General features: G+C 64.6%; 13 protein-coding genes. 4 read left to right on the forward strand and 9 right to left on the reverse strand.

Translation table 11 applies throughout. From position 1 onward, the window contains the following. Window positions 1–5: 5 nt before the first annotated feature. From VGG51_05080 to VGG51_05110, 7 genes are all read right to left on the reverse strand, one after another. On the reverse strand, window positions 6–2,153 hold the full coding sequence (locus VGG51_05080) for a penicillin acylase family protein (GenBank protein HEY1882395.1): 2,148 nt from the start codon (window positions 2,151–2,153) through the stop codon (window positions 6–8). Between the two features lie 56 nt (window positions 2,154–2,209). Beyond that, entirely contained in the window at window positions 2,210–4,288 is a 2,079-nt protein-coding gene (locus tag VGG51_05085) for a xanthine dehydrogenase family protein molybdopterin-binding subunit (protein ID HEY1882396.1), read from the reverse strand. Further along, entirely contained in the window at window positions 4,285–5,265 is a 981-nt protein-coding gene (locus VGG51_05090; GenBank protein HEY1882397.1) for a xanthine dehydrogenase family protein subunit M, read from the reverse strand. The genes VGG51_05085 and VGG51_05090 overlap by 4 nt, the downstream gene beginning before the upstream one ends. Further along, window positions 5,262–5,888 (reverse strand): (2Fe-2S)-binding protein, encoded by a 627-nt coding sequence (locus VGG51_05095; protein ID HEY1882398.1) that lies wholly within the window; start codon window positions 5,886–5,888, stop codon window positions 5,262–5,264. The genes VGG51_05090 and VGG51_05095 overlap by 4 nt, the downstream gene beginning before the upstream one ends. A gap of 89 nt (window positions 5,889–5,977) precedes the next feature. Beyond that, the gene (locus VGG51_05100; protein HEY1882399.1) at window positions 5,978–6,643 is read right to left on the reverse strand and encodes a hypothetical protein; all 666 of its coding nucleotides are present in this window, start codon (window positions 6,641–6,643) and stop codon (window positions 5,978–5,980) included. Beyond that, window positions 6,643–6,951, reverse strand: a complete 309-nt coding sequence (locus tag VGG51_05105; protein ID HEY1882400.1) for a non-heme iron oxygenase ferredoxin subunit — start codon at window positions 6,949–6,951, stop codon at window positions 6,643–6,645. Before VGG51_05105 ends, VGG51_05100 begins: the two co-directional genes overlap by 1 nt. Before the next feature lie 59 nt (window positions 6,952–7,010). Then, the gene (locus VGG51_05110; GenBank protein HEY1882401.1) at window positions 7,011–7,475 is read right to left on the reverse strand and encodes a hypothetical protein; all 465 of its coding nucleotides are present in this window, start codon (window positions 7,473–7,475) and stop codon (window positions 7,011–7,013) included. Window positions 7,476–7,563: 88 nt separating this feature from the next. On the opposite strand from VGG51_05110, the gene VGG51_05115 reads away from it, so the two are divergent. Continuing rightward, window positions 7,564–9,579, forward strand: coding sequence for a SpoIIE family protein phosphatase (locus VGG51_05115; protein HEY1882402.1), 2,016 nt, complete (start codon window positions 7,564–7,566; stop codon window positions 9,577–9,579). On the opposite strand, the gene VGG51_05120 is transcribed toward VGG51_05115, so the two are convergent. Beyond that, complete coding sequence (locus VGG51_05120; GenBank protein HEY1882403.1) at window positions 9,576–10,064, reverse strand: GNAT family N-acetyltransferase; 489 nt, start codon at window positions 10,062–10,064, stop codon at window positions 9,576–9,578. The genes VGG51_05115 and VGG51_05120 overlap by 4 nt on opposite strands. Window positions 10,065–10,188: 124 nt before the next feature. Between VGG51_05120 and VGG51_05125 the strand changes: the two genes are divergently transcribed. Beyond that, window positions 10,189–11,013: a hypothetical protein gene (locus tag VGG51_05125; GenBank protein ID HEY1882404.1), complete on the forward strand. Its 825-nt coding sequence runs from the start codon at window positions 10,189–10,191 to the stop codon at window positions 11,011–11,013. 15 nt (window positions 11,014–11,028) lie between these two features. Here VGG51_05125 and VGG51_05130 read toward each other — a convergent pair whose 3' ends face one another. Continuing rightward, window positions 11,029–13,428: a TonB-dependent receptor gene (locus VGG51_05130; GenBank protein HEY1882405.1), complete on the reverse strand. Its 2,400-nt coding sequence runs from the start codon at window positions 13,426–13,428 to the stop codon at window positions 11,029–11,031. Between VGG51_05130 and VGG51_05135 the strand changes: the two genes are divergently transcribed. After that, on the forward strand, window positions 13,427–16,234 hold the full coding sequence (locus VGG51_05135) for a TonB-dependent receptor (GenBank protein ID HEY1882406.1): 2,808 nt from the start codon (window positions 13,427–13,429) through the stop codon (window positions 16,232–16,234). The two genes, VGG51_05130 and VGG51_05135, sit on opposite strands and share 2 nt — an antisense overlap. A 110-nt stretch (window positions 16,235–16,344) precedes the next feature. Further along, on the forward strand, window positions 16,345–16,566 hold the full coding sequence (locus VGG51_05140; GenBank protein ID HEY1882407.1) for a hypothetical protein: 222 nt from the start codon (window positions 16,345–16,347) through the stop codon (window positions 16,564–16,566). The last annotated feature ends 53 nt before the right edge of the window (window positions 16,567–16,619 follow it).

Raw genomic sequence — 16,619 nt, forward strand, 5'->3', positions numbered from 1 at the left:
CGGCATCACGGCAGCAGCGTCTCATGGTTGACGGCGGTGCGCGCGACCGCCGCGTCGCTGAACGGCAGCGGCCATAGGCGCCCGGAGATATATGCCTGCGCCTGGTCGGTGTAGTGTCCCGAGCCCGGTTCGCCCGACTCGCCCTGCGGGATCGTGATGCCGCCCGCATCCCAGTTACCGATGTCCCACACGGCGCGGAAACTCTGCGAGTACCCCGGCGACTGCATGTGCAGCGTGAACGCGTCGCCGTTGCCGGGCAGCGTTACCCCGTCGAGAAAAGAGACTCCCAGAGCCGAGAGCGCGTGCGGTACGGGATCGGCGCCAGCCACCTGCCAAGGCGACGGCGACGGCAAAGCGATGCCGCGCACCGCCTTGCGCGTCTGCGCGACGTCGGCGAGTACGGTCGGCATTCGCCCGGTGTGGTGGTGCGTGAGTGCGACGCGCAACGCTTCGGCGACCGTGGCCGTCGACGACGAGCCGGTCATCTCGCCGTCCCACCCAGCCAGAGCCGCACCCAGCTGCGCGTCTCGCGCACGCACGGCTGCGGCCACCTCGTGCGCCATCGCGCGCTCCGGGAGCGAGAGCACGTCGAGCTGCATTCGCGTGAAGTAGCCGACGTCGTACGTGCGGCGTTCGCGCAGCAGCTGCGCGATGCGGTAGGCGCGATAGGGCGGAGCGAACTGCGGGCTGAGCTGCAGCGGGTAGGACGGACCGTACATCTGGTTATTGGCGGTCCAGACGATGGCGTTGCGCGAGGGGGCGACGCTCGGCAGGCGCTTGAAGGGCACGATCGGATAGCGTTGCGCGAGATCGGCCGCCGGATGAAACCAGCGCCCGCGCGCGGGATCGTTGGGAATGTGACCGGCGAGATAGTACGCCGCGCGGCCGCTGGTATCGGCCAGCACGAAGTTTTGCGTCGGCCCCGGATAGCGCTTCAGAGCGGCGGCGGCCGCGTCGATCGTCGCGGCCTGATCGAGCTCGAGGAACGCCGATGCCGGAGAATCGGGATGAGTATAGGCGTCCCAGCGGACCATAACGACTCCGTCGCGCTTCGTTTTTGCGCCGAAGAGGTCGCGAGTCCGATAATACTTCGCCTCGACGCTGCGCCCGAAGCGCACCTCAAAACGTTCGCTCTGCCAGCCGCCCGGGTCGAGATGCGACGGTGGCAAATACGCTGAGAGCGAGGTCACGGTGCCGTTCGTCGCTCCCCACGCTACGTGCTCGTTATGCCCGAGAACGATGCCGGGGCAGCCCGGAAGCGTTGCGCCCGCGGCGTGGAACCCGGGCGCACGCAGGTCGAGCAGATACCACACTCCCGGCATTTCCAGCGAGAGATGCGGATCGTTGGCGAGCAAAGCGCGGCCGGTGCCGGTGTGCGCTGCGCCGGCCGCCCATTCGTTGCTGCCGACCGGCGCGCGCGGATCGGCGAGTTCGCGCGCGAGCGCGACGTTGCGCCGGCAGGCGGGCCCGGGTGCCATGGCGGCAAGCCCCAGCAGCACCGGCGCGTTGTAACACGGGTCGGTCAGCGGAAAGAACGCGTTCAGGCGCGCGAGACCGCCGCTGCGGTAGGCCGCGTTGCGCGGGGCGATGTCGTTCCACGTATCGGTGAGGTCCAGCACCGTTGCCATCGCGACCGCGAGCGAATCCTGCGGTGTCCAGGGACGCGGCCGATAGGCGAGGATACGGAACTCGACGGGCAGCGATTCGCGCGACATCGCCGCGTTGACGCCGTCGCTGAAGGCATTTAGCAGATCGCGCTCTGCCGCTGGGAGCCGTTGGTACTGACGTTGCACGATCTCGCGCACCGGGACGTTGCGTTGGCTCTCGTCCTGCGCGAGCGCCGATCTGCCGAAGACTTCGGCGAGCCGGCCGAGCATGAAACGGCGCAGCAGGTCCATTTGAAAGAGCCGGTCTGCGCCTTCGACGTAGCCCTGGCTGAAGAAGAGGTCGTGCCGGCTCGCGGCAACCACGTGCGGTACGCCGCGATCGTCACGCAAAATCGTCACCGGCGCGTGAATCGGAAGGCCAGAGATTGAGCCGTTCTCCCGCGGATGGGCGTGCATGCCGATCGTGACGTTGAGCGCATAGCTCGCAACGACCAGCAACAGAATAACCAGCACCGAGAGCAGCGTCCGCAAAAGAAGGCGCGCCATTGCGGAGGGCCTTCTACGGAAGTATAGGCCGTCCCGTCGAAACGCGGCCTTTCGACTTACGTAAGAAGTTTGTCCGGTGTGATCGGCAGCTCCCGCACGCGCACGCCGGTCGCGTGATAGACGGCGTTGGCGATCGCGGCAGCCGCTCCGGTGATCGAGACTTCGCCGATGCCTTTGACGTGCGCCGGATTGATGTGCGGATCGTCCTCTTCGATCATGATGATCTCGGGATTGGGGATATCGGCGTTGGTCGGCACCAGATACTCGGCGAGATCGGCGTTCATGACCCGCCCGGTGCGCCGGTCGTAGCGCGTCTTTTCGAAGAGCGCCATACTGATGCCCCAGACGACGCCGCCGACGAACTGGCTCTGCGCCGTCTTTGCGTTGAGGATACGGCCGCTGTCGAAGGCCCCGACGTAGCGCACGACTCGCGCCTCGCCGAGATCGGGATCGACCTCGACCTCAACGAATCCCGCGCCGAAACTCTGGGTCGCGTACGGCTCTTCCTCCTCGGGTTTCTCCTCAATTTCAAAACTGATGCCGCCGGGCGGCACGCGCCCGCGGTTGCCCGCGAGACGCTCGCGCAGTTGAGTGGCCGCGACGACGATTGCCGAGCCGACGCTGCCGGATGTCTGCGAGCCGGCCGCGAGGGGCGCGGGCGGCAGGCGGGTATCGCCGAACTCGAACTGCACGCGTTCGTAAGGGATCTCGAGAATCTCAGCCGCCAGCTGCGCGTAGACCGTTGGCGAGCCGCAGCCTTGTTCGATCGTCCCGCAGCCGATAACGACGCGGCCGTCTTCGTGCTGCTGCACGCGTACGCTGGCCGCCGAACGAAACGTCGAGCGCGAAGAGGTCGCCATGCCGAGCCCGACCAGCATTCCATCGCGCCGCGTCGCGCGAACCTGCGGCTTGCGGCGGCTCCACTCGAAGCGCTGCGCGGCCGCAACGTAACACTGCCGCAAATGCTTACTGGAATAGGGCTTGCCCGAATTCGGATCGTGCTGCGCGTAGTTTCGCAGACGAAGCTCCAGCGGGTCGATGCCGAGCTCGTAGGACAGCTCGTCGAGCGCCGACTCGAGCGCGAACGAGCCCGTCGATTCGCCGGGGCTGCGCTGATACGTCGGCTTGCTGATGTTCAAGCGCGGCAGCGCGTGGGACATCGCGTAGTTCGGCACGGCGTAAAGGTCGCGACTGAAGACGCCGCAGGCTTCTACGAACTCGTCGTGGAGGCTCGTCTCCGAGAGCACGTCGTGCGTTACTGCGACGAGACGCCCATCGCGATCGCTGCCCAGCGAGACCCGCTGCTCGGTCTGCGGCCGATGCCCGATCCAGCCGAACATTTGCGCGCGCGTGACGACGAGCTTCACCGGCCGATCGACGAGTTTGGCCGCCATTGCGGCCAGGGCTACGTGCGACCACATCGTGCCCTTGCTGCCGAAGGCGCCCCCGACATAGGGAACGATGACGCGAACGCGCTCCGCGTCGATTCCGAAGACCGCCGCGATCCGGCGGCGCACGCCGAAGGCCCACTGGCTCGAATCGTGCAGTGTCAGGTCGCCGTTTTGCCACTGGGCGACCGTGTTGTGCGTCTCGATGGGATTGTGATGTTCGGTCGGCGTGCGGTAAGTTTGATGCACTGCGACCGCCGCGTTCGCGAGCGCCCGAGCCGGATCGCCGCGCTGATGCTTTGCTGGCTCGCCGAAGATGTCTTCGGGAACGTAGCGCGGAGCTGAATCGAACTGCATCTCGAGTGGCTTGGATTCATAGCGCACCCGTACGAGTGAGGCGCCGTAGGTTGCGGCTTCGAAGCTCGTTGCGATCACCAGCGCGACTGGTTGACGATCGAACTCTATGATATCGCCCTGCAAAAGAAAGAGGTTCGTGTCATGGGGCGCCGTCCGCGACTGGTTGACGCGCGGCGCGTTGCGGTGCGTCATCACCGCGACGATTCCGGAGGCGCTGCGCGCTGCCGCATCGTCAACCTCCACGACTCGTCCGCTGGCGATCGTGCTGGGCACCACGACCACGTGCAGCATATCTTCGACAGCGATATCGATGGTATACTTGGCCTCGCCGCGAACCTTCAGCGGCCCCTCGACCCGATCGAGCGGTGCGCCGATGAGTGGTTGGCTCACAGTGCCACCGCACTCTCGAGCGCGCGGATGAGCGTGCGCCGGCCGAGCGGAATTTTATAGTCGTTCGCGCCTCGTCCGCCCGCACCCGACATCGCGGCCTGCGCTGCGCGCTCGAAACTCTCGCGGTCCGCCGGCGCGCCGGCCAGAAGCCGCTCGGCCTGCGCGCAGCGCCACGGGATTGTGCCCACTCCCCCGAGCGCAATTCGAGCCTCGCGGATCGTCGTTCCGCGCAGGTCGACCGCGACCGCCGCCGAGGCCAAGGCGAAGTCGTATTGTGCGCGGTCGCGAACCTTCACGTAGGTCGACCGCGAAGCGAACGGAAGGAGCGGGAGCGAGACGCCGGCGATCAGCTCGTGCGGTTCGAGCGCGGTCTCGATCTGCGGCGTGTCGCCCGGAAGGCGGTAGAAATCGGCCAGCTCGATCTCGCGATCTCCGTTCGAGCCGCTGAGGTGGACCGTCGCGTCCAGCGCCGCGAGCGCGACCGCAAGGTCCGAAGGTGAAACGGCGATGCAGTGCGGGCTCGTGCCGAGCACCGCTTGGCGGCGGTTCTCGCCGTCGAGCGCCCCGCACCCGCTTCCCGGGCGCCGCTTGTTGCACGGCGTCGCGACATCACGAAAGTAGGCGCAGCGCGTGCGCTGCATCAAGTTTCCGCCGATCGTCGCCATGTTGCGCAGCTGCGGGGACGCGCTCTCCTCCAAGGCAATGGCGACCAGTGGAAAGTTCCGGCGAACCTGTGCGTTCCCGGCAACGTCGGTTAGGCGAGCCAGCGCGCCGATATACAGCGCGCCCGCGCGCGCTTCGATCCCGCGCAGCGCAAGCGGATTGATGTCCACGAGAAGGGGCGGAGACTCGACCTCGAGCTTCATCAAATCGAGCAGGTTGGTTCCACCCGCGATGTAGCGCGCGCCGGACTCGCGCCCGGCCGCGCTCAGCGCGGTCGGCGGACTCTGCGCGCGGACGTACGTGAAGGGCTTCACCGCTGAGCTTGCACCTCGAGGACCGCGTCGACGATGTGGGGATAGCAGCCGCAGCGACAGAGATTTCCGCTCATCGCCTTTTGGATGGCGCCGCGTTCGGCCGCCACTCCCTCGGCGAGCAGCGCGACCGCCGAGACGATCTGTCCCGGCGTGCAGTATCCGCATTGAAAACCGTCGTGTTTGATGAAGGCGGTCTGCACTGGATGAAGCTCGCCCTCTGGCGCGATCCCCTCGATCGTAACGATCCGATCGCCTTCGTGCATCACCGCGAGCGTCAGGCACGAGTCGATCCGGCGTCCGTTGACCATCACCGTGCAGGCGCCGCACTGCCCGTGATCGCAGCCTTTCTTCGTGCCGGTTAGCCCGAGACGATCGCGTAACGCATCGAGCAGCGTGACGCGCGGCTCGACGGCGACCTGGTGCTCCGCCCCGTTGACGTTCAAGACGATCGTGGTTTCGGTAGTATTGGGCGCCGTGAGCATCTCGTTTGTGCCTTCCTCGCTTGCAGCGGCCTCGCGCGGCCGCAGAATCAACGGCAGCGCGACGCTTGTGCTTACGGCTCGGGCGACGAACCCTCGCCGGGTGCAGGGCGCCTTCGTGCCGTCTCGTGTGGGTTCGCCCATCGATCCGTATGTTCCCAAAATGACCGTGCCGTCGCCATCGGCGCCCGCTCGCTTCGGCCCGAGGAGTAGCGGCTTCTTGCGGCGATTCGCTAAAGGCTCAGTGAGGTGACCGGATTCGTGTCGGCCACGGTCGCTTTGGTGATGTCCGACGTAACAAGCTTGGCGGCGCCCTGCGGCGATCTCTCGATGTGCGTCGGGATGACCGGACCTTCGCTTTTCGTAAAGACCCCGCTGATCTCGACGGTCAGCAAATCGTAACGCCCGCGCGGAACGTAGAGCGTGTAGTCGTTCTCGAGCGTGTCGCCCGGATCGAGCTTCGTGATCTGGGTGCTTTGCGGATCGCCCAGCTTCGTAACGTAGGCCAAGCTGTAGACCGGATCTTCGCGGGTCGTTTGGAAGAACGCTTTGTATGTGTAGGTCGTGCTCGGGGCGGGCGGGACTCGCCGGGCGCTCGCGTAGCTGACGCGCTCCCCGTAGACGTTGATCGCGACACCCAGAAAGTGGGCCGGAACCGTACCGAAGTTGTGCAGCCGCTGATGCAGCCGCAGCGCGATCAATCCGTTGCGCTCACCGAGGCGCTGCAGCGATGCAGAGAAGTTGACCTGCGGGTTCGCCCACGACGGCTTGATTCGGTTCTCGTAGGCAAAGACGTAGAAGGCCCAGGCGCCCGCGGCGAGGATCGCGACGATCTCTACGACGTCGCGTCCCGTGGCGATCGCGCCTTCTCGCCCCTCGCGCTTGGAGCCGAATAGCATTAGTCCACAGTGACGAAGATGTCGTCGCCCACGACTTCAACCGGATAGGTCATGACCGGCACGACGGCCGGCAGCGTGAGCGCGTCGCCGGTTTTTACGTCGAACGTCGCGCCGTGCCGGGGGCAGACGACGCACTCGCCTTCGAGCGTTCCCTGATCGAGCGGGCCGCCGTCGTGCGTGCAGACGTCCTCGATCGCGTAGATCGAGCCGGCGACGTTACAAAGCAGAATACCGCAGGAGTCGACCTCGACACGCTTGGTAGTGCCTGGGGCGATCTCCGAGAGCTTCGCAATGATTTGCTTCGTCATCGCGCGTGAGTTCTGTTAGAAGTCGCCCTTTACCCACGAGGCGGCGCGAGCGGCAACGCCTACTCCGCCGGAGGGACGCGCACCGTCAAGGGGGTTTCGCGGAACGTAAACGCACACGATTGACTCACGCTCGCATCGACGATCGTGCAGCGCCATTCGTAACGTCCGGGGCCGAGCGGAAGCGGCCCGATATTGATCGCCAGCGGGGAATCGAGCGGTGCGCCCGGCGTCAGACCCGGGGGACGCCCGACTTCGAGATCCGCCGCAATCAGCATCGGCTGCGGGCCTTGCGGCCCGGCGACGAGAACTTGGTTGCCGTCCGAGTCGAGCAGCTCAATTCGTACCTGATGCTTGCGATTGGCGACTTCCCACGGCACCTCGAATTTGATCGCGATTGCCGACGGGGTCGGCGCGGGCCCCGTCATCGACCAGCCGCCGCCGAGAATATAGAGCTTACCGTTTACTGCCTGCGCGCTGTCGGCGAGCAGCATCACAATTTTCCACGAGCTCGGCGGGCCTTCCATGACCAACGTGCCATTGTCGGCCCTACCCGGCAGAGCCTTCCAAAGAATGAAAGTCGCTCCCGTAACGAAAAAGGGTCGATAGCTGCTTATGCCCCTCCCAAATCCTGCTATTGACGACATTCCGCAGATCGCATGGACCGCAACACCGGCCGGCCGTATCGCGTGGTTCAATCGCGAGTGGTATCAGTACACCGGGCAGCCCAACTCAGCCGGCGCCGAAGCAAAGAGCTCTGAGGAACAGTGGGCGGCGGCCGTCTATCGCGAGGATTTTCGGCGAACGCGCCAGGCCGTGCGGGAAGGGGTCAAGAGCCTCGCGCACTTTGAGCTCGAACTCCGGCTGCGCCGCGCCGACGGCGAGAACCGCTGGTTTTCCCTGCAAGTTTCGCCGCTGCTAGCGGCGCCGAAAGCGAAGGGCTGGCTCGGAATCTGCACCGATATCGACGACTACAAGCGACAGGGTCAGCGCTTTGCGTTCCTCGCGAAGGCGGGCGAGGTGCTGGCCGAATCGCTCGATCTGCAGACGACGCTCAACCGGCTCCTCGCGATCATCGTCCCGGAGTTCGGCGATTGGGCCGCGATCGATCTCGTCGACGAAACCGGCCGCCTCAAGACCTTCGCGGTCATTCATTCCGATTCGAAGAAGATGCGCCTCGTAAAGCGTCTTCTCGGCCGTTACAACCACAATCCCAACGTCGAGCCCGATATCGTCGCCGTCCTGCAAACGACGCGAGCGAATATCGTGCGCGAAGTCCGCGAGGAGCTCGTCGAACGATCTGCAGCCCCTAACCTCCTGCCCGTCATTCGTGAGCTGGCGCCGCGATCGGCGATGACGGTCCCGCTGCGCACCCACGGCCGTACGATCGGTTCGCTCGTCGCGTTTTGGGCCGAGACGCCGCGCCGCTACGGTGACGAAGACCTTCCGCTCTTCGAGGAGCTGACGAAACGCGCGGCGGTGGCCATCGAGAACGCACGGCTCTACGAGCGCGAACGCGAGATTGCCGCGGAGTTTCAGCGGGCCGCGCTGCCGATCTCGCTGCCCCAAGTTCCGGGCGTCGCGTTCGACGGCATCTACGTTCCCGCCAGCGATCGCGAGCAGCTCGGCGGCGATTGGTACGATGCGTTGCGGCTTGCCGACGGACGCATCGTCCTCTCGATCGGTGACGTCGCGGGAAGCGGTCTCTCCGCGGCGGTGATCATGGCGTCTATGCGGCAGGTCATCCGCGGCGTGGCGCAGGTCTATGCCGATCCGATCGCGATGCTCGATGCGGCGGATCGCACGCTCAAAACAGAGTATCCCAATACGTTCGTCACCGCTTTTGTGGGGGTCTTCGACCCGGTTACGCGCGCGCTGGCCCATGCGTCCGCCGGCCATCCGCCGCCGCTGCTGCGCGACGAGAAAGGGATGGTCTCGGAGCTCGGCACGAGCGGACTTCCGCTCGGGCTGCGCGTGCGCGGCGAAACCGCCGGCGTTGCGGAACTTCCCCAGCGCTGCCTGGTTGTATTCTATAGCGACGGGCTCATCGAAGCGGACCGCGACATCATTCGCGGGCACGATCGGCTCGTCGCTGCGCTCGAACGGGCGGACGTCGTCAAGGAGTCGAATCCGGCCAACGCCCTCTACCGCGCGGTGCTCAAGGGCGAGAGCAGCGACGACGTCGTCGTGCTCACGATGCAGCTTGGAGGCTCCGTAGAGGAGGCCGTCGCCGACGACGGCAGGCTGCACACGCTCAAGTGGGCATTCGATGCCCACGACGTCTCGATCGCGCATCGTGCGCGCTACTCGTTCGTCGACGCGCTGCGAAACAACGGGGTGCGGGGCGACAGCCTCAATGCGGCCGAACTGGTCTTCGGCGAGCTGCTGGGCAACGTCGTGCGCTACGCACCCGGTCCGATCGAGATCATCTTCGACTGGAATGAAGGGCCGCCGGTCTTGCACGTGCTCGACCGCGGGCCGGGCTTTACCTTTGCCCCGAAGCTGCCCTCTGATCTTCTGAGCGAGCGCGGTCGCGGACTCTACATCGTCTGGGCGCTCAGCGAAGACTTCAACGTGACCGAACGCTTCGACGGCGGGTCGCACGCGCGCGCGGTGCTCGGCATCGCTTAGCGGCCGTCTTTGCGATCTTCCGCGAGCTTAAGCTCCATGAATGTCGGGCAGCGATAGTTCACCGTCGTGTATGGTGCCGACTCGCGGAAACCCAAAGAAAGATAGAGCCGGTACGCAACCGGCAGGTGCTCTTTGGCCGTATCGAGGACGACGCGCTCGCACCCCGCATCTCTAGCAAACTCGATGGCGGAAGTGACGAGCGCCCGCGCCGCACCTGCGCCGCGCGCCTGCGGATCGACGAACAGGTGGCGGATGACGGCCGTCCGCCGATCGAAGCGCATCACGGCAATACAGCCCGCCGCACGTTGCTCGCCGTTGGCCAGAAACGCCGCGTCCTCGCCGCCGAACATCCGCTGCAGCTCGTCGATGGGCGGCACGTCGCCGTGGCGCAGCTCCGGGATAAGATCGTCCTCATAGGCCACGAAAAGCTCATGCAGCCGCGCGTAGTCGCGTTCGCTGACAACTCGTTGAATCTCGATCGCCAAAGAGTCCCTCCCGAAGGCTTGGAGTTCGTCGCTTGTAGAAGTGAACCTTACTCGCGGAGGTGAAGAACGCACGGGTTCCGGCGTCACCAGCGGCGTCGCAGGCGCGTTTCGTTAAGAGGATCTCATGGATAAAGCTCTTTTGCGGTTCATTTTTCTGACCGCATGGCTCGCAGCGGCGGCGGGAGCCGCCGGCGCACAACAGTCGCCGGCAACGCCCGATCAGCTGGCGGCGATCACGCAACGCGGCCGCAACCTCTATGCCTACGATCAGGCCGCCTGGCACGGCACCGATGCGGCGCACGCGCTGCTGGGAAGCGACAGTGCCGGTCTGCAGAATTACGTCGCGCGCAAGACGCCTTCGGGTTGGGAGGTCGATTTTGGCGCGCTCGATTCCGTCGGTACGTCCTTTCTGATCCGGGCGCAGGCGCAAATCACCGACGGGCGGCACTTCACGGCCAAAATCTTTGCGCCGCCGCGCAGCGAGACGGGCTTCCTCGTTGCTGCGGCGCATGCCATCGCTACGGCGAAAGGAGCCTTCGTTCCGGTGGAGGGGTACGCGTACAACGTCGCGGTCCTCCCCAACGATGACGGGACGCTCTACGTCTATCTCTATCCCGCACAGGCGAAACTCAACGTCTACCCTGTCGGCGGCGACACTCGTTACGCGATCTCCGCGGACGGCACGCAGATCCTCGAAACGCATCGTATGCACAAAGGCGTTATTTTCGCCAGGACTGCCTCACCGGTCGGCCCGAACGGCGGCCGGCTCGTCGCGAATGTCTTCAAGGAGGTTCTCGCCGACGTTCCGCAAGACACCGATGTCTTTCACGTCCTCGCGCGCGAGCCGCATCTGCCCAGCATCGTCATTGCGCGAGGGCAACGGTACCTCATCGACGTCGACGGTGCGATTACGTATAAGGGTCCGGCTGAGCCGAACGCTTCGCCTTAAAGCGGCCGAGAGCGCCTAGTGCTCGTAGATCGCTCCGCCGCCAAACGATTGGCGAAGCATGAAGCGAAAGGTTCGCGGCTGCAGTGCGTTGGCGTTCGTCAAGCCGGCGCCGCCGGCGGCAAGCGGAACGCCGATGCCCTGGAAGGCAAACGGCAAGCGGTTATCGAGCTCGTTGGTCAGGTTCTCGACCGAGATTTGAAACTTCGCTTTGGGACCTAATGAGAGCTCGAGATTGGAGTTGAACGTGACGAAGGCGGGCGCGGCGTACGGATTATTCGCTCCTTCATACAACGCGCCGAGCGACAAACGCGAACCGCGCGGCCACTTATAGCTGATCTCGCCGTAGCCGACGGCGTACGGTACGCGGATGGGAGCGACATCGTTCTCACCGGCGGTGAAGAACGCGCCGCCCGATACGTTCTGCCCTGGAATCACGGCGAGGTTGCCGTTTGCGTAGAAGCCCGGCGGCAACGGGCCGGAAACGTACGTTCGCGGAAACGCCATCTGCGCGATGAATCCCATGCCGACCGGCTTGAACTGGACGAGAGAAAACTGTACGCCTTCGTCGACCATCGGCGGTCCGTTGAACCAGCGTTCGAGCATCGCCCCCTGGCTCTGCGGCTCGCTTTCGAGAACGTAGGCGTTGTAGGTGTTGCTCCGATACCAGTCGGCGGAAAAGGTCGTCGTCTCGCCGTGCAGCCGCCACTCAGCGCCGACGTCTTCGCCGTTTGCGCGTTCCATGCGGTCGACGGCGGAGGTGAATCCCACGACCCGCATTGGGAATCCGACGTATTGCTGCAGCACCGCCGGTCCGCCGGAGAGCGCCATCACCGGCGGCGTTACCCCGCTCGCTCCGACGGCCGCGCGCAGCGAAAGTTCGCGGCCCAGCGAATGCGAGTAGCCGGCGCGCACCGCAGTCGGCGCCCACGTGTAGGAGTTGAACGTGGTTCCGTTCGGAGCGGCGTGCTGCGCGAGGCTGCCGCCTTCAGCCGAGAGGTCGAGTTGATCGGCATCGGTCGGATGGAGCGTTGCGGTTCCGCGCAGCGTCAAGAGGTTGAGATCGGATCCCGAGGCGATTGGAATCGCGTAGACGTCGTTGCTCGCGGCGGTTCCACGGCTATCCGACAACGAGAGCGAGAAGAGGCTGCGCGTGGCCTGGTGCCGCCAAACGAACGCGGCGCCTCGTTCCTTTTCTTGCGTCGCCGACGTGATGCCCCCAGCGCCCGATTGCGCGCTGTTCGCAAGATCGAGACCGTAGAGTTTTGCATCGAAGCCGTCGGTGCCGTGATCGAGCCGCGCTTGGATCTGCCCGAAGCGAAGAGTTTCGAACTGCGTCGAATCGAGCGACGGCAGCAGTCCACCGACGCTGCCGTTGGGGAAGAGAACGGCATCGACGCCGCCGAGCGCGCGCTGCAGGTTGACGCCCAGAAAGTTCGCGGTGACGGTGAGGAAGGGATCGGGCGTCATTCGCAGCTTCAGCAAGAGCGCTTTACGCAGCGCGTCGCTGGGCACTCCGTAACTCGTGCCGCTCAGCGAGCCGGGAGAGCCGTCGATCGACGCCATCGTCGCGAACGCGAACTTGCCGCCGGGAAGCGTTCCGTCGTACGCAAGGTCCGAAAACTGTCCGCCGCGCGAATCGCCTTCGACTTCCAGCATCGCGCGAACCGGCAGCGTCGGCTCGGCGGTGCGCAAGTTCAATGCTCCGCCGACGCCGCCGCCCGCGCCGGCGGGATCGCCCGGACCCTGCAGTACCTCGACCTCCTGCAAAACGTACGTGGGAATGAGCGCGAGATCGAAGCTGCCGCTCGAGGGAAGTGAAACGAGCGATCCGTCCAGCGAGACCGGCGTTTCGAATGGTAGACCTCCACGAACGAGCGGAGCTGCCGGTGCGATTGGCGCCGCATCGTTTGCCGCCGTCGAGCGTGCGACTATAGCTCCCGGCGTTTGATCGAGAACGCTCGTAACCGAGGGCTGCCCTTGATCGCGATAGGCCTCGCGCGGAAAGACGCGCTGCGCGAGCGGCGTCGAGTTGAACGGCGTGCGTGCCACGCCCATCACCGAGCCTATGACCGGGAGCGTGCTGGGCTCGAGCGTCACCGCAACGTCGAGTGAACCCGCTATATTTATCAAGCGCTTATAGCGGAGAAAGCCGCTCGCGGCAACGCCCAGCGTATATGTTCCTGGAGCAGAGATCGTAAAATGGAATCTTCCGCGCGCGTCGCTTCGAGCAACCAGGCGCTTTGTGCTATCGGACAAGGTGACCACGGCCGATGCGACGGGCCGCCCCGCATTGTTGCGTAGGCTGCCGCTCAATACGAGGCTCTGCGCACGCGCGAAAATGGGGGAGAAGAGAGAGAAAATCACGACGAGCGCCGCCAGGAATTTTGCAACCCGGCGCGCAGAACGTCTGGGCATGCTGCGTACACTCCGGCTTTTGATCGGCTTCACCCTTTTCTATACGTTGACGCATGCCGTCGGCGATGCGCAGACCGCCGGCACGCTGAGCGGTCGCGTGACCGGCGTGAGCGGCGCGCCGCTTGTGGGTGCAAACGTCACCGTGACGCCTTCTGCCAAGCTTCGCACGAAAACCGACTCGAGCGGCAATTTCCAGATTGCGGGGCTCTCGACGGGCATCTATTCGGTCACGGTCGAGAAAGCCGGATACGTTCCGCGTACGATCACCGACATTGCGGTCGGCGCGAGCGGCGCTCAGGTCGACGTCTCGATGGAGACCGCATCGCTTTCGACGCTGCAGCAGATCGCGTCGGTCTCAGCCGCGCAACGGGGTGCTTTGAATACGAGCTCGTCGTCGGTGACCTATCTCTCCAACACGATATTCGGCGAGCAGGGCCAGCTGCAGATCGGTCACGTGCTCGATCAAGTGCCGGGAATCATTTCGGCTCGGCCTGCGAGCGCCAACCCCGCCGCTCCCGGATCGATTACCTCGCCGAATCTTCGCGGTGCGCTCGACTACGAGAAGGCCACCCTCATCGACGGCCATCCGCTGATCAACGGATCGCACGGCGATTATCCGACGATGCTCGTGAACTCGATGCTCTTTGACGACATCGAAGTCGTCAAAGGTCCGACGGCCTACGCACCTGAGATCGATTACGGCATCGGCGGAACGCTCAACTTTCGAACCGGACAGCCGACGCCGAATCTCACCGAGAGCTCGATGTTCGGCGTCGACACCACCTCGGGGCAGTATGCGAGCTTCCGCATCTCCGACACCGTCGCCAACGGACACCTCGGCTATCTCTTCGGGTACGTAAGCTATGGTACGGAGGGCCCGCTGCAGAGCTATCCGAGCACGATCTTTCTACCCGTCGGAACGAACATCGGCGGCTACGGCGTCATCGAAAAGACGGCGCCGACGACCAGCGGCACCCCGATCAACGGCTATCACGGCGTCTATCCCATCAAGTTCGCGATCGGCAATCCGGCCAACGCCTACACGTCGCTGGTGGCCTGCTGTCAAAACGTAACTTCGAACTACCTCGTCCACGGCGAGCTGGCGAAACTGCAATATAATTTTTCGAGCGCGACCTCGTTTTCGGCGGGGTTTATCGGAATCCAGGGCAGCTACGACGGAGCTGCTTCGGCGTTCACGCAGCTCGACTCGACGTTTGCGCCGGCCGCCGGCTACAATGGACGAAATCTGCCGTTTGCCGCGGGCCAGAGCCTACTGCTGAATAACACGACGACGCTGCCCGACACGCAGCTGCTCGACAACGAACCGATGTTCGAGGCCGATCTCCGCACGACGCTCGGCAACGACACGCTCCTCGCGCGCTACTATAGCGCGATCCTCGGCAGGATCACGGCCTCCAGTCTGACGAGTCCCTCCTCGAACTACAGCACGCCGCTGACGCTCTACGGCACGGCGCTGTTGGGTACGAGCGCTGCGCCGATGGTCTTCAACGGCACAACGGCTAACGTCACGATCCCGACCCCTTACACGAACTCCGTCGAGCACGACGACCTGCACGGCACCTCGTTCGAGTGGGACCATCCGCTGGGCACCGACCAGTTGTCGTTCTCAGTCGACTCGAATACGGCGCTCACCAATGTCTACCGCGTCACCGGCAGCTCCACGAACGCCGACGGTAACCTCTCGATCTCGGTCCCCGGCGGCACGCGCCAAGTTTTTACCACCTACCTGCTGCGCGGCATCCTCAACTTCGGCGCCAAGACCCAGCTGACGCTGGCGAACTACTACAGCACTTTCGACAGCAACTACGCGGTGGGTACGACTCCGACCAACGACGCAATTTTTCAGAGCAGCTTCACGACGCACGACGATCCGCGGATCGGCCTCTCGTACCGCGCCTCGCGCGATGTGAACCTGCGCCTCTCGACCGGCTCGGCGATCGCGCCGCCCTATCCCGCGCTGATCAGCGTCTATAACCAGACTCCGGCACAGGTCTACACGCCCGGGGCGAGTTCGGTGACGATTACGAGGAACGCGGGCGGCCTCTTGCCCGAAACCTCGTTCGGCTACGACGTCGGCGGCGACGCCCGCCTCGCGCCCTACGGCATTCTCTCGACCGACCTGTACCTGACGAACATCCGCAATCAGTTCGTGGGCGTCGTCTACCCGAGCGGTGAAAGCTATCAGGGCGTCCCGGTTTTCATCAATACGAACGAGAACCTCGCGCAGAGCCGTTACACCGGCCTTGAAGCGACCTACAACGACGATCCGCCGCGCGGCTACGGCTTTACGCTCGCGGGCGCGCTGCAGCGCGCCTACGCGTACAACGTACCGCCGGGCTTCTACTATGGGCCCGCTGGTCCGTACACGCAGAACCTCGGTGTCGTCTCGGGGATCAACTACTTCGGGACCTCGACCGGGTTCAACGGCATCTCGAACAAGAGCGAGGCGTACTCACAAATGTATGCCGCGGTCCATCGGCGCGGGCAGTACGGCCAGTATCTCGAGCTCGGCCTGACGTACTATGGCTCGAATAATACGTACGACGTTCCGGCCTTCATCACCGGTACGGCGACATACCGGCAGCCGCTCGGAGCCAGCGGAACGGCGATCCAGATCTCGGCCGACAATCTCTTCGATGCCAACTCGCGCCCGTATCTGCTCTACGGGGCCGGCATCGCCGCGCCGCTGGCGAACAGCGACATCGGCCTGCGTCCGATCATACCGTACGGGCCGACCACGCTGCGCTTCATGCTGATGCAAGGCTTTCAGAGCAAAGCGTTCTAGCCATACCGAAGACAGCACTAGGGCTTAAGCCCTAATTGTTTCGTCGACCCTGTGCCGAACCCACCTAGCGTCCGATAATTTCAATTAGCTAGCTAAGTAGGCTAGCTGCTATGCCGTATTCGCCGGCACGCGGCGGAAAGGATATTTTTGCGGTGGTTGTGTTCTTCCACGCCCTGACATTCGCACTCATGGGCCTTTTCGGCGGCTACGACGGCGGCAGCGGCTATCTCCAATCAGCCGGATACGTTCAGACATCGAGCCCCGATGACGGAGGCGGGTCGATGCCGACCGATGGCGGAGGCTCGATGCCCGGCCAAGGCGGAGGCGGCTAAAAGCCGGCAGCGATAGATTCGTCCGGTGGCGGGGCCGGGGCGGTCGTCGGACT

It is taken from the genome of Candidatus Cybelea sp., assembly GCA_036489315.1.
Lineage (GTDB): Bacteria > Vulcanimicrobiota > Vulcanimicrobiia > Vulcanimicrobiales > Vulcanimicrobiaceae > Cybelea.

What these genes read in the sequence shown, in the direction of transcription:
- VGG51_05140 (HEY1882407.1), top strand. Translation starts at nt 16,345, where the DNA reads ATGCCGTATTCGCCGGCACGCGGCGGAAAGGATATTTTTGCGGTGGTT.
- VGG51_05100 (HEY1882399.1), bottom strand. Translation starts at nt 6,643, where the DNA reads ATGCTATTCGGCTCCAAGCGCGAGGGGCGAGAAGGCGCGATCGCCACG.
- VGG51_05080 (HEY1882395.1), bottom strand. Translation starts at nt 2,153, where the DNA reads ATGGCGCGCCTTCTTTTGCGGACGCTGCTCTCGGTGCTGGTTATTCTG.
- VGG51_05130 (HEY1882405.1), bottom strand. Translation starts at nt 13,428, where the DNA reads ATGCCCAGACGTTCTGCGCGCCGGGTTGCAAAATTCCTGGCGGCGCTC.
- VGG51_05115 (HEY1882402.1), top strand. Translation starts at nt 7,564, where the DNA reads ATGCCCCTCCCAAATCCTGCTATTGACGACATTCCGCAGATCGCATGG.
- VGG51_05125 (HEY1882404.1), top strand. Translation starts at nt 10,189, where the DNA reads ATGGATAAAGCTCTTTTGCGGTTCATTTTTCTGACCGCATGGCTCGCA.
- VGG51_05095 (HEY1882398.1), bottom strand. Translation starts at nt 5,888, where the DNA reads ATGGGCGAACCCACACGAGACGGCACGAAGGCGCCCTGCACCCGGCGA.
- VGG51_05110 (HEY1882401.1), bottom strand. Translation starts at nt 7,475, where the DNA reads ATGGAAGGCCCGCCGAGCTCGTGGAAAATTGTGATGCTGCTCGCCGAC.
- VGG51_05135 (HEY1882406.1), top strand. Translation starts at nt 13,427, where the DNA reads ATGCTGCGTACACTCCGGCTTTTGATCGGCTTCACCCTTTTCTATACG.
- VGG51_05105 (HEY1882400.1), bottom strand. Translation starts at nt 6,951, where the DNA reads ATGACGAAGCAAATCATTGCGAAGCTCTCGGAGATCGCCCCAGGCACT.